The 13,485-nt window shown below is 42.7% G+C and carries 11 protein-coding genes; 3 read left to right on the top strand and 8 right to left on the bottom strand.

Going from position 1 to position 13,485, the window contains the following annotated elements:
• Positions 1 to 11: 11 nt before the first annotated feature.
• Complete coding sequence (locus ACR63N_RS06560) at positions 12 to 1,445, top strand: L-serine ammonia-lyase (protein ID WP_472782619.1); 1,434 nt, start codon at positions 12 to 14, stop codon at positions 1,443 to 1,445.
• A 154-nt stretch (positions 1,446 to 1,599) separates the two neighbouring features.
• On the opposite strand, the gene ACR63N_RS06555 is transcribed toward ACR63N_RS06560, so the two are convergent.
• From ACR63N_RS06555 to xthA, 3 genes are all read right to left on the bottom strand, one after another.
• Positions 1,600 to 1,998 carry a DUF4377 domain-containing protein gene (locus tag ACR63N_RS06555; protein ID WP_367103260.1) on the bottom strand — a complete coding sequence of 133 codons (399 nt, stop codon included), beginning with the start codon at positions 1,996 to 1,998 and terminating at the stop codon, positions 1,600 to 1,602.
• 262 nt (positions 1,999 to 2,260) lie between these two features.
• On the bottom strand, positions 2,261 to 3,484 hold the full coding sequence (argJ, locus tag ACR63N_RS06550; RefSeq protein WP_472782618.1) for a bifunctional glutamate N-acetyltransferase/amino-acid acetyltransferase ArgJ: 1,224 nt from the start codon (positions 3,482 to 3,484) through the stop codon (positions 2,261 to 2,263).
• A gap of 117 nt (positions 3,485 to 3,601) precedes the next feature.
• Positions 3,602 to 4,423 (bottom strand): exodeoxyribonuclease III, encoded by an 822-nt coding sequence (gene xthA, locus ACR63N_RS06545; RefSeq protein ID WP_367105989.1) that lies wholly within the window; start codon positions 4,421 to 4,423, stop codon positions 3,602 to 3,604.
• 204 nt (positions 4,424 to 4,627) lie between these two features.
• On the opposite strand from xthA, the gene ACR63N_RS06540 reads away from it, so the two are divergent.
• Together ACR63N_RS06540 and ACR63N_RS06535 are read left to right on the top strand one after the other, a co-directional pair.
• Entirely contained in the window at positions 4,628 to 5,203 is a 576-nt protein-coding gene (locus tag ACR63N_RS06540; RefSeq protein WP_472782617.1) for a hotdog domain-containing protein, read from the top strand.
• A 486-nt stretch (positions 5,204 to 5,689) separates the two neighbouring features.
• Positions 5,690 to 7,381 carry an AMP-binding protein gene (locus tag ACR63N_RS06535; protein ID WP_472782616.1) on the top strand — a complete coding sequence of 564 codons (1,692 nt, stop codon included), beginning with the start codon at positions 5,690 to 5,692 and terminating at the stop codon, positions 7,379 to 7,381.
• 126 nt (positions 7,382 to 7,507) lie between these two features.
• Here ACR63N_RS06535 and ACR63N_RS06530 read toward each other — a convergent pair whose 3' ends face one another.
• The 5 genes from ACR63N_RS06530 to sohB all read right to left on the bottom strand — a co-directional run bounded on the left by ACR63N_RS06530 (position 7,508) and on the right by sohB (position 13,142).
• On the bottom strand, positions 7,508 to 8,209 hold the full coding sequence (locus ACR63N_RS06530) for an SDR family oxidoreductase (protein WP_472782722.1): 702 nt from the start codon (positions 8,207 to 8,209) through the stop codon (positions 7,508 to 7,510).
• 380 nt (positions 8,210 to 8,589) lie between these two features.
• The gene (locus ACR63N_RS06525; protein WP_472782615.1) at positions 8,590 to 9,342 is read right to left on the bottom strand and encodes a histidine phosphatase family protein; all 753 of its coding nucleotides are present in this window, start codon (positions 9,340 to 9,342) and stop codon (positions 8,590 to 8,592) included.
• A gap of 27 nt (positions 9,343 to 9,369) precedes the next feature.
• Positions 9,370 to 10,632 (bottom strand): phosphotransferase family protein, encoded by a 1,263-nt coding sequence (locus ACR63N_RS06520; RefSeq protein WP_472782614.1) that lies wholly within the window; start codon positions 10,630 to 10,632, stop codon positions 9,370 to 9,372.
• Between the two features lie 81 nt (positions 10,633 to 10,713).
• Complete coding sequence (locus ACR63N_RS06515) at positions 10,714 to 11,964, bottom strand: acyl-CoA dehydrogenase family protein (protein WP_367103778.1); 1,251 nt, start codon at positions 11,962 to 11,964, stop codon at positions 10,714 to 10,716.
• 215 nt (positions 11,965 to 12,179) lie between these two features.
• Positions 12,180 to 13,142, bottom strand: a complete 963-nt coding sequence (gene sohB, locus ACR63N_RS06510; protein WP_367103268.1) for a protease SohB — start codon at positions 13,140 to 13,142, stop codon at positions 12,180 to 12,182.
• Positions 13,143 to 13,485 lie beyond the last annotated feature (343 nt).

The raw sequence follows: 13,485 nt of genomic DNA, 5'->3' as shown, positions 1-13,485 counted from the left end.
GGTAATTTATCATGATTAGTGTATTTGATTTATTTAAAATTGGCGTTGGCCCTTCAAGCTCACATACTGTAGGCCCAATGGTAGCCGCCAACTTATTTTTGGCGTCATTACAGCAGCAGTCTCAATTGACTGATGTTAAAGGTCTGGAGATTGAGCTTTACGGCTCGCTTGCTGCTACTGGTAAAGGTCATGCCACTGACACCGCCATACTGTTAGGTCTGCTAGGTCATACCCCCAGCACTATCGATACACGCTTAACCGATCAATATCTGGCACCTATTTTTTCTGATCAAAAGCTTAATATTGCCAATGAGCATAGCATTGGTTTTGATGCTGAGCGCGATATTCATTGGTATGGGGATACGGTACTACCCTATCATCCTAATGCCTTGACGATCCGTGCTCTATTGATAGATGATAGCTTTTATCAGCAAACCTATTATTCAGTGGGTGGCGGGTTTGTCATCAATGAAGAGGATGCTACCAATCCTGATGAGGATCATGCTACCCCTAATATCCACGGCATCCCTTATCCCTTTAACACCGCAGCTGAACTGCTTACTCAGTGTCAGCAGCATCATTTGAGCATCAGTGAGCTAATATTGGCAAACGAGCGTCATATTCGCGATGACGAAGAGATTTTCGCTTATTTAGATGCCATTTGGGAAGTAATGCAAAAATGCGTGGAGCAAGGCTGTCAAAACAGCGGTACGTTGCCTGGTGGTTTAGAAGTTAGACGCCGCGCCCAAGCCCTACACCTACAGCTTATTGCCGAACAAGACCAGCCTATCGCTCAAACAGACAAGCTGGCGGCCATGGACTGGGTCGATTTATATGCTCTTGCTGTCAATGAAGAAAACGCCAACGGCGGCAATGTAGTCACCGCGCCAACCAATGGCGCTGCAGGTATTATTCCAGCAGTCATGCATTACTATCGCGACTTTTTGGCCAATTATAACCTTGATGGTGCACGCCGTTTTTTACTCAACGCTACGGCTATAGGTAGTTTAATTAAGCAAAATGCCTCAATCTCTGGCGCTGAGGTAGGCTGTCAAGGCGAGGTTGGATCGGCCTGCGCAATGGCCGCCTCTGCGCTAGCGGAGATCATGGGCGGTGATCCGGCGAAATGTCTTAATGCTGCCGAGATCGGTATTGAGCACAATTTGGGTCTGACTTGTGATCCGGTTGGCGGCTTGGTGCAAGTACCTTGTATTGAGCGCAACGCTATGGGCGCGGTCAAAGCCATCAATGCGGCGCGTCTTGCTTGCCGCGGCAATGGGCAACATTTTGTCTCGTTAGATAAAGCCATTGAAACTATGAAACAGACCGGCGCTGACATGTCGGATAAATATAAAGAGACGGCGCGTGGTGGTCTTGCTGTTTATGCAGACAACCGCATCCCTACCGCTACTCGCGGTGTCAGTGTGAATTACAGTCAATGCTAAATCAGTTAATAATCAGCTTATAACTTATCATTCATAGCGACAGTCAAAATAAATCAATTGGCCAATAAAAAGAGCCTCTAACAGATTAGAGGCTCCTTTGTGTTAATACTATTAGTTCATCATGAACACTGTCATAAAACAGCGATTAACTTTATTATTCAGGTGTTTTTGAGATAACTTCGTTCAAGATCCAAACCGGTCTAACCACGCCAGCTTCAGTATCAGCAACTGCTTCTTGACGTACATCTAGTACATAGCGGTAGTTTGGCTCATAAGTAAACCCTTGAATATCACCGTTTAGCGTATTGAAGTTTTTCTGATAGCTTTGACGATACTGTAAGCACTCAGTTTCAACCATCTCACCTGCCGTGTTTACACGCTCACAAATAGCTTTACGGGGTGCAACTTCTACTTCAAAGCTTGAGATATTCACAACTTTAACATCAAGTTTTTGACCGTCAACAACCATGGTACGTTGGTCGTTTAGATCCATACTAGAACAACCTGCTAGTGCAAAAGTAGCTGCGAATGCGGCGATTGCTAATTTTTTCATTACATAGTCCTCAGTTAATTTATCAAAACATAATAATCGATGCCAATAGATCAGAATATCGTATCCTATAATCTTACAAGCATAAATATTTATTATCGTACCCCGAAGATTATAAGAGATTTAAAACCCTAGCCTCTATGACTGCTTTGTAACGTAACGTCAATGTTTGCAACCAATGTTTACGAGCCATATTATAAGAGCTTTAGTTTCTAAACGTTTGTAACTACAATATTTAGTCTTAAATTTTAAGATATATATGCTTTTAACTGCGGTAGTCAGCATTTATCTTCACATAGTCATAAGATAAATCACAAGTATAAACCGTATCAGCAGCGTCGCCGCGTGCTAAGTCAATTTGAATAGTAATCTCAGGACGGCTCATAACTTCTTTACCAGCAGCTTCGGTATAATCAGGTGCTACACCGCCATTTTGACAAATCATAACTTCATCTAACCACACATCAACCTGTTCAGTATCTAAATCTTCAATACCTGCATAACCGACTGCGGCCAAAATTCGCCCCCAATTGGCGTCGCTGGCAAAAAAAGCAGTTTTGACTAGCGGCGAGTGCGCGACCGCATAAGCCACATCACAGCATTCCTGCGTGGTTTTGCCGCCAGTAACCTTTACGGTCATAAACTTAGTAGCGCCTTCACCATCACGCACGATTAATTGTGCCAAACGTACAAATACCGCGCTTAGAGCAGCAAATAGCGGCTGATAATGAGGATGCTCAGTGCTATCAATGACATCGGTACTAGCCGTACCTGTAGCAATTAATACACAGCAGTCATTGGTTGAGGTATCACCATCGACGGTGATACGGTTAAAGGACTGCTCATTGATAGCAGTCAACATCTCTTGCAGTAAGTCAGCAGCGATATGAGCATCGGTCGCCACATAGCCAAGCATGGTAGCCATATTAGGCCGTATCATACCCGAGCCTTTAGAGATGCCAGTAATATGGTAGTTTATGCCACCGATCTCAACTTTTTGGCTAGCAACCTTAGGCACGGTGTCCGTAGTACGGATACCGTTAGCAGCTGCAAGCCAATTATCTGGTGCTAGATTGGCAAGTGCAGCATCTAGACCTGCTATCACCGCATCACTGTTTAAAGGCTCACCAATAACGCCTGTTGAGAACGGCAATACGGCACTGCTATCTACACCAGCTTTACTAGCCAAAGTAGCGCAGATCTCTTGAGCACGGCGTTTGCCATCAGCCCCTGTTCCAGCATTGGCATTGCCAGTATTGGTCACCAAATAGCGGGGGCTGGTTTTGGCAAAATGCTCACGAAGCACCCGTACCGGAGCGGCGCAAAAGGTATTTTTGGTAGTGACAACCGCAGTAGTTGCCGTATCATTAATCTCCATCACGACTAAATCATCGCGATCCTTGTAGCGCACGCCTGCCGCTGTAGCGCTAAGCCTAATGCCATCAATAGAATAAATAGTATCGGGTACTGCCGTATTGCCAACAGCCATATTAAAATCCTTCTTGATAAGGGTTTAGTTTTGAGTACTGATTTTTAAGTACTAAGTTTTAGGTACTAAAGATAAAACATCTAAATATAATTGGGAGACAAACCTTTTTTACTTATATCAGATATTAAAATCAAATGCTGACCAAATAGGCGCATGATCAGAGGGTTTCTCCATAGCTCGCAGCTCATAGCTGATTCCAGCAGCCACGCACTGGTGTTTCAAATCAGCGCTGCAAAGAATATGATCGATACGTAGACCGCGCTTAGGATCATCATCAAAGCCGCGACTACGATAGTCAAACCAGCTGTACAGCTCCGTACTCTCTGGATAATGCAAACGATAGGTATCTGTCAGCTCACGCGCCATCAACTCACTATACCATTCGCGCTCCTCAGGTAAGAATGAGGTTTTTCTATTTTTAAGCCAGCGTTTGGCGTTGGCCTCGCCAATCCCGACATCAATATCCTCAGGTGCAATATTCATATCACCCATAATAATAAGTGAGCGTCCTTCTGCTTTTAGAGTATCGATATAGGCGATCAAATCAGCATAATAAGCGCGTTTCATCGGAAATTTAATAGGATGATCTTCGCTTTCACCCTGCGGAAAATAACCATTTAACACATCAACCTCGCGCCCTTGTAATTCATAGCGCGCATGAATAAAACGCTTTTGCGCGTCATCATCTTCCCAAGGGAAGCCTTTTTGTACAAATATAGGAGCAGCTTTAGATAATAGCGCTACACCATAATGTGCTTTTTGACCGAAATACTCGACATGATAACCTAAACTCTCAACTTTTTTGAGCGGAAACTGTTCGTCATGAACCTTAGTTTCTTGTAGTCCCATGACCTCAGGAGCGATGACATCTCGTATTGCCTCCAGCTGATGCTGACGAGCGCGAATACCATTGATATTAAAACTGACAAAACGGGTCATGCGATATCCTATATAAATAATTACAATTTCTGAGCAAGCTTATTTAGAGCAAATTAAAACGGTTATGATAACAGACTTGCAGTGCGCTAAGTATTGCGTGGACACTTATCTTAAGTTAAAGTAGAAAATTTATTTTATATACAGAACAAATATTGTCTTGCCATTTACTAGACACTTCTCACTAGATACTCTACGAGTCCAATTATGACTACCTCAACATCAAACGCTCCTACCTCACCATTATTTGCTACCGACTATCGTATCTATATCAATCATACCGACGCAGGCGGTATAGTCTACCATGCCAATCATTTGGTATTCTTTGAAAACTGCCGCCGCGACTGGTTTACTAAGCTTGGCTTAAACGGTTACTTTTTGCACGATGATGATGGTCAGATTCAGCACTTTGTAGTCAGTCAAATCGACCTTAAATATCGTAAAGCTATTCTTTTAGATGAAATCATCGAGGTACAAATTGATAAGGTTGAACTAAAACCTGCCAGCATTATATTTTATCAAAGCATTCATCGTGGTTTGTCAGCACAAGAAGAGACACAAAATCCTAACGCTAAAAGTTTAGATACCTTGCTCAGTAGTGCCAAAATTGTAATTGCTTGTGTCCAAAATCAAGCCAAGCCTGAATCATCGCCCTCAACAGATGCTCACTCCTCAAGCTTAGCTACTACTACTAATAACTCACCAATACGGCCAATACGAGTACCCAAGAAGCTGCAAGAGGTTATTCAACAAGCGGTCAGTACCCACAACAAAACACAATGATTTTGTGAGTGTTTGCTTTACTTCTCCATAATCCTGATGATAATCGATAACCTGTGAGAATTTATAGGTGATTGGTCAGGCTTATGTTGACTCATTTATATAGTCAATTGTCTACTATTTTTTATAAACTATTCAGTTTATGTGATGGAATATAATATTAAGTTACGTACATGTTACTATTTAGTAAGAATACAATATGATCTTTATTATTATCTAGTAGCTATTTCGTAGACTAAACTTAATATAGTAGCCTAATGCAATCTTATAACTGATAAGCGCTTATATTAGATGAAAAGTAAGATATCGATCTATATGATGTCAACTACTAGTGAATAAGTATGTCATAGCGTATTGATGGACAAGGATGTTGGTTCATTGTGTAAGCTAATCGTTTAAATTAGTAGATGTTTTAGCAAATACAACTATTCAATGAACGTCTTCTTGTCAGCCCTTTTATAGCTATCATTATACTTAAGGACTATGACAATGAATATGGACAAACCGTGGTTGAATCAATACCCCTCTAATGTACCTAAGAGTATTAATCCTAATCAATATAGTAGCTTGATAGAGCTATACGGCGAATGCTTTAACCGCTTTCGGATGCATCCGATGAGTATTTGTATGGGCGTCACCCATACTTATGGTGATGTCGATGAAGCATCCTTAGCAGTTGCCGCATGGCTACAAGCACAAAATTTGCCTACAGGTAGTGTTGTAGCCTTGATGATGCCGAATGTTCCGCAGTATCTACCTACTATGATAGGTATACTACGTGCAGGTTTTATTTGTACCCCTATCAATCCTCTATATACGGGACGCGAGCTGCGTCATCAGTTAAATGATTCTGGCGCGAAAGTAATATTCATCGTTGATAATTTTGCCCAAGCGCTCGAACAAGTAGTCGATGAAACAGCTATCGAGCGTATCGTCCTCTCCAAAATGGGCGATATGATGGGATTCAAAGGTGTTTTGGTCAATACGATCATTCGCCAAGTCAAACGTTTGGTTCCTAAATACAAACTCAACGACCCCAAACATGAAGTGACTAAGTTCCCTGAAGTACTCAAACAGGGTAAAAATTTACCTTTTGAGCCCCCAAAGACGACGTTAGAGCAGACTGCTTTTTTGCAATATACTGGCGGTACTACTGGACTATCAAAAGGTGCCCTACTGTCTCAGAGTAATGTTGTCGCAGCAGCTTTACAGTCGGAAGCTTGGACTCGTCCTATCACTACAGAGTTTGCAGACGCCTATATTAATATGGTCATGGCGCTGCCGCTGTATCATATTTTTGCCTTTATGCTTAGCTTACTCGGTATGCGTTCAGGCTACACTTTTATACTCGTACCCAATCCTCGTGATATGCCAGGGTTTGTCAAAACATTATCTAAGCAGCCTTTTCACATCTTTCCTGGTGTCAACACGCTATTTAAAGGCTTGCTAGCTCAGCCAAACTTCAAATATCTAGATTTTAGCTCACTACGTATCTCATTAGCAGGCGGGATGGCGGCAACTAAGCAGACAGCAGAGCAATGGCTAGACGTTACTGGCTGTCCTATGATCGAAGGTTGGGGTATGACAGAATGCGTCGCAGTAGGCACCTCCAATATTATTACAGATGATAAATTCAACGGTACTATTGGCATTCCAGGAGCCAGTATAGATATCATTATTATTGATGAACACGACGAGCCGGTCAGTACCCATCAGGCTGGTGAGATGTGTATCAAAGGCCCAAATGTTACCTCAGGTTATTTTAATCATAATAATCAGGATGTTTTTACTAAAGACGGCTACTTTCGTACTGGCGATATTGTGAGTATGGATGAAAAAGGCTATTTGACTTTACTCGATCGCAAAAAAGATATGATTTTGGTGTCAGGATTCAACGTCTATCCAAACGAGCTTGAATCAGTTATGCTCGACTGTGATGGCATTGTTGACTGCGCGGTAATCGGTATTCCTGATGAGCGTCAAGGGGAAGCTATTAAATTATATGTAATACCAGCAGACAACAATGTCACTAAAGAGATTATCAAGGACTTTGCGCTAGATAATCTTACGGGCTATAAATGCCCACAGCATATTGAATTTGTCAGTGAGCTGCCAAAATCTAATGTTGGCAAAGTATTGCGGCAACAATTACGTGAGCACCATCTGGCGAACTATGCGTAAAACATTAGGCTTAACACACTATGCTTAACACAAAAGACATTACTCTATTTTGGAGTCAGGCATAAAACTAAAAAAGACCCTTTAAATATTTAAAGGGTCTTTTTACTACCAGTTAGGTTTAGTGAATTAACTTATTTTATTGACTACGTTAAGGGGTAAATGTTTCATAGCGTGACCTACGATAGACCAAGGCAAACTGGGTACGCAGGCTTCCGTGACTTCATGTTCAATCGCTGCAACTATAGCCCGCGTGCCTTTGTCAGCGTTTACCTCAAACGGTAACGGCTTGGCATTGGTATTGATCTCGGTACGAATATAACCGGGATAAATAGTAGATACTTTTATAGGCAGCTTATCAAGTAGCATATCAGCACGGATGCCTTCTGCCAAATGAGCTAGACCTGCTTTACTGGCACCGTATGTAGTCATATGTTTAGGTAAACCGCGCATAGCTGACATACTTGATATCACTACTAGATGACCACTGTTTTGATCGCGAAATATTTTCATCGCCGCTTCACACTGCGCTAGTGCCGATATAAAGTTAATCTCAGCAGTACGGCGATTGGTCTCAAAACGACCCTTACCAATACGGCGGCTCTCGCCAACACCTGCATTAACAATCACACGATCAATATGACTAAAGTCTTTTGCAAAAGCGTTGAACACCTCAAATATGGCATCATAGTCGGCGACATCTAATACTCGATACTCAATACGAATTTGAGGATATTGTTCCATCAGCTCTGCTTTTAATTGTTCTAAGCGTTCGCTACGACGTGCACAGATAGCCAAATTGTAACCCAGTTTTGCAAACAATCTTGCCATACCCTCGCCAAGACCTGAGCTGGCACCTGTGATCAATACGGTTTTGCCCTGTCCCACTTGCTGCTTGGTTAGACCTTTTAAATAGCGTGCTGGTTGTAAAGCACTCGACACCTGATCTTTGCCATTTTTGACCGTTTGCGTCATCAAGTTCTTAAGCTTATGTTGCATAGACCATCCTTTGGATATTTTTGTACAGTACTACAATAAAATGTACGCTATCAGAAAAGTATTAGAAAATAAAAGAGTATTATAATGTCTATCTTTGAGTATAAGGATAGTGGTTGTGTATCAAAACTATTCTTACACCGAAGTATTTATAATACACTCACAACCATAGCTAGCATGTCTGTAAACTATGCTGTTATTAGTTAATATATTCATTAGCGCCAAGTTACAAAACGCTCACCTTTATCGAACAAGTGACTGTATTCATTCAAAGATAACAGATTTGGGGTTTGATTAGGTAACATGATGGAGGTTACCCCAGTGTTGACCAGGCTTCTATTAATTTGATAAGCCGTTTGACTACCTTGATGGAGCAATTTAGCAGTAATCGCAGCAATAACGCCGCCTGAAGTAAATACCAGCACGGTACTATTATGCTGTAGATGATTCATTTGCGCTACTCGATTTTGCACTTGCTCAAGAGCTTTTTGGGCGCGGTTACTAAACTGTGGCCAACTCTCAATATAATCTGTATCACTATCGCCTGCGTGCCAGCGCTGCATAGCCAAATGAAACAACTCGCCTAAACGATCTTTGGGCGCGTCCGCTTTGGCAAGCTCTGCATCTATAGCAGCCTGACTGGTAAAAGCAGGGTTTGATTTGACAAAAACGTCTTTGTGATTAAATTCAGCAAACTCGTCAATCACATAACTCTCAGGAGCTGATAAGTCCAATATAGGCTCATTTGAGCTGGCAGTTACTGAGTGCTGATAGGCTTCCCAAAAGTGACGCGCAGAGTCGCGTTGCCGAACTAAGTTGCCACTAAATACGGCGTCAATACGGCGCTGAGTATTGGCGTAATGTTGACCGAGCAAGCTTGCTTGGGTGCAGCCAAGCTTTGAGAGCTGATCGTAGTTTTGTTGTCCAAATGAGGCCTGGCCATGCCTTGCCAACAAAATAGTTGTCATAATTAAGATGATCCCTAGTCTTACATTTTATAAGTTATCGAAATAGCTTTTTGGCAAAATACTCTTGACGATCGATTGTACAGGGCTTGGCAGCTGATTAATCATATCAGCATCTACGCCCCTATCCTGCAAGTGCGGCTGTACATGACTGGTAAATAAAGCCGCGCCTTCATATTGAGCAATTAGTTTAAGACACTTAGCATGTAATACATGATTAATAATCCAAAAGTTTTTAAAAGCAGGGTTTTGGGTCTGCTTATGGTAATAACGATAATAAATCTGCTGCACAATACCGGCTAAGCGAAACAGTCCAAAGACTTCATAGAACGTCCAATTGTCAACTTGTAGTCCTGTCCTGTCAAGATAGTAAGCGACGACCTCATCACGAGTCATCATGCCATCCAAATGGGTGGGCTGCCGCCGTGATTGCTGCATAACTAAATTATCATCAGCCTCAATCCAGTACGCAAGAGCGCTACCTAAGTCCATTAATGGATCGCCTAAGGTTGCCATCTCCCAATCAAGTACGCCAATTACCTCAGTGGGATCATTGGCATCTAATATTACATTATCAAAACGCCAGTCATTATGAATAACGCAGGTTTTGCTATCTGCTGGCGTGTGCTTAGTGAGCCACTGCCGCACTAGGGCGTAGCTTGGCACATTGGGCGTCTTGGCCTTGACGTAACGTTTGTTCCAGCCACTCACTTGACGCTCGCAGTAACCCTCACCGCGGCCAAGTGCTACTAGATCAGGATGATCTTGATAGTCGACTTCATGCAGCTCAATCAAAGCATCAATGACATTGGTACATAATTCACGTGTTTGCTGAGTAGAAAGATTGACTCCTTTTGGCAAATTAGCCCGAGGAATGATACCCTCCATCCGCTCCATAATATAAAAATCAGCACCTATAACACTTTCATCAGTACACAGAGCGATCATTTTGGGTACATACGGATAAGCATCTTTTAGAGCTTTTTGTACGGTATATTCGCGTACCATATCATGAGCGGATTTAGCCTTAGTCCCTTTGGGCGGACGACGCAAAATCAAATCTTGGTTGTCATACTCCAAACGATAAGTCCAGTTGGACGCGCCGCCTGAGAATTGTGTCACTTTAGGCTCGCCACTAACGTCGATGTCTTGTGCTCGTAACCAGTTACTAACCGCTTCGGCATCAAGCTCCTCGCCACTACGAATATCGCCACCTTTATCTAATACTTTCTCATTTATCGGGTCATCGTTAGCAGAATTAGTTTTGTTATCACTGTTACTTTGATTTGCCATTCGACAGTCCTTATCACCTGATTGTTTTATATTAATTTGGTTATACTTACTTAAGCTATTTTAGAAAATCCACAACTATAACTAAGATTTGCTAGATTGAGATTTGCGGCGAAAGCCATGACGTTTAAGCTCTAATTTAGCAATCATGGTTTTGTGCACCTCATCTGGGCCATCAGCTAAGCGTAACGCGCGTGCCTGCGCATAAAAAGCAGGCAACATAGTATCTTGGCAAACGCCCATACCGCCATGGATTTGTATCGCCATATCGACCACTTCTTGTAGCACGGTTGGCGCTACTACCTTGATCGCTGATATTTCAGTCAATGCCGCTTTTGTACCCTGACTATCCATCTTTTGTGCAGCATATAGCGTCAATAAGCGTGCTTGATCAATTTTAATACGAGCCTCAGCGATGCGCTCTAAATTTCCGCCCAGTTGCAATAAAGGTTTGCCAAAAGCAGTACGTTTCATACCGCGATGTACCGCAAGCTCCAGCGACTTCTCGGCTGCGCCAATACAGCGCATACAGTGGTGAATACGACCAGGTCCTAGGCGGCCTTGGGCAATCTCAAAGCCCATACCAGGCCCGCCGATAAAGCTATCAGCAGGGACGCGGACATTGTCAAAGCTGACTTCACCATGACCGTGCGGCGCATCATAATCGCCGAATACTTTGAGCATACGCTCAATTTTGACGCCAGCGGTTTTGACAGGTACGAGTACCATAGAGTGCTGCTGATGACGATCTTTACTCTCATCAGGCGTATAAGCCATGACGATCAATAGATCAACCGCTGGATCGCCAAGACCCGATGACCACCATTTGCTACCGTTGATGACGATCTCATCGCCTTCAACCACTGCTGTGGCCTGCATATTGGTGGCATCACTTGAGGCCACATCAGGCTCGGTCATACAAAACACTGAGCGCGTCTTACCCGCGAGCAGAGGCGTCAACCATCGATCTTGCTGCTCTTCACTACCATAGCGCCATAACAGCTCCATATTACCGCTATCAGGAGCGTTACAGTTAAAGATATGCGGCGCTAATATACTACGTCCGGTCAACTCGGCGATAGGAGCGTAGTCAGTGACAGACAAGCCTGCGCCTAGGGTCTCGTCGGGAAGAAACAAATTCCAAAGACCTGCTTTGCGTGCCTGCTGGCGTAGAGCTTCATAAGCTTCAGGCCAGCGCCAGTTCTCCCAATTACCATCAGGGTTTAGCTCATGGCAATCTTGCCAAAACTGTGCCTCCATTGGTTCAATCTGCGTTTCGATGAACTCTTTAACTTTTGTGTGCATGGTTTGACCATGTTCTGTAGTGGTAAACATTAAGGTATTGTTAGTCATAGTTATTCTCTTCCTTGTTTGACATTGATATTACACTTATAAGTATTTGTAAGCGTTGATAGCAGCACGGTGTACGGACGTTTACTGTTTTTCATATGCTACATTTATAACACAGCCCTCGTGAATAAACAGCAAAAAAGGCGTAACCTGCTGGGTCACGCCTTTAGTATAGCTACATGAATACTATCTGCTGTTTATTATTTTAAAATATTCAAACGACTAGCAAGGTCAAACCGCAGCATCGCCTCTGGCAGCTTATCAATAGCCATATTAAGTGTCGCTTCTGCTGCTTGCGAAAATCCCAGCTTTTCGGCAAGGGTTGGTTTTTGACGAGAATGCACAGCATAAACTTGATTGTCATCCATCAACTCTAAAATATAACTGTCTGAGGTTTGCAGATGATCGACAAGATTAAGATGCACAGCGTCTTCGCCGTACCAATGCTCACCTGTAGCGACTTTGTCCAAATCAAGCATAGCGCGGTAGCGATTGACAAAGTGCTTAAATAGCTCGTGCGTTTGTTCGAGCTCCTCTTGATATTTAGCGCGATCTTCGTCGTCATTTTCACCGAATAAAGTTACGGTACGCTTATAATCGCCGGCGGTGAACATCTCATAATCAACATCGTGATTTTTGAGCCACTTATGAAAGTTTGGTAGCTGCGAGACCACACCGATTGAACCAATAACAGCAAAAGGCGCTGCTATAATATTATCTGCAACGCAGGCCATCATATAACCACCGCTAGCAGCCACTTTATCCACGCAGACTGTTAGCTTGAGACCGGCATCTTTTAAGCGTGCCAACTGCGCTGCTGCTAGGCCATAACCGTGTACTAATCCTCCCGCTGATTCGAGACGAATGACTACTTCATCACCCTTATTAGCGGTGCTAATTAAGGTACTAATCTCCTCACGCAAATGCTTGACTGCAGAGGCTTTAATATCACCATCAAAGTCAAGTACAAAGACCTGTTTACTCTCGCCCTTGGCTTTATCTTTCGATAACTTTTTAGCTTTTTTTGCCATGCTCTTTTTAAAATGCTTTAGCGCAGATTTACCTTGGGTAGCCTCTAACAAGTCTTCTTGACGCTGCTGCTGGGTTTTGTTGAGATGACGTACTTTGAGCTCGACAGGATTTTTTGATGGATTAAATAGCATAAATGATTTTCCTTGAGTAATAGCTTAAGTAAAAGCCTGGCTGGTTTATATTATAAATTGTTCTTAAAATGATATGCGCGCGCGACCGCTCATTTTCAAGCAAGTCGATGAGATTTGTAGCGGTTTGATGGTACTCGGCTCTATAGTACAGCCATACCTCTATACTTATACTATAACTACAAACTATACGTTTGTGCTCATATTGGATTACGTGACAGAGTTGTATAACAAAGGCACATTAGGCATAATATGCGTCTATATAAAATTCTCTACAGCTATCGTAACGATGATTAATATTAATCACGTTTTGTAAGCTGTTTTTTGTCGTTAATTTTGATTTATG

Source organism: Psychrobacter sp. M4, from assembly GCF_055699795.1.
The sequence above is the reverse complement of the archived record's forward strand: the minus strand, read 5'-3'. Positions and strand labels throughout refer to the sequence as shown.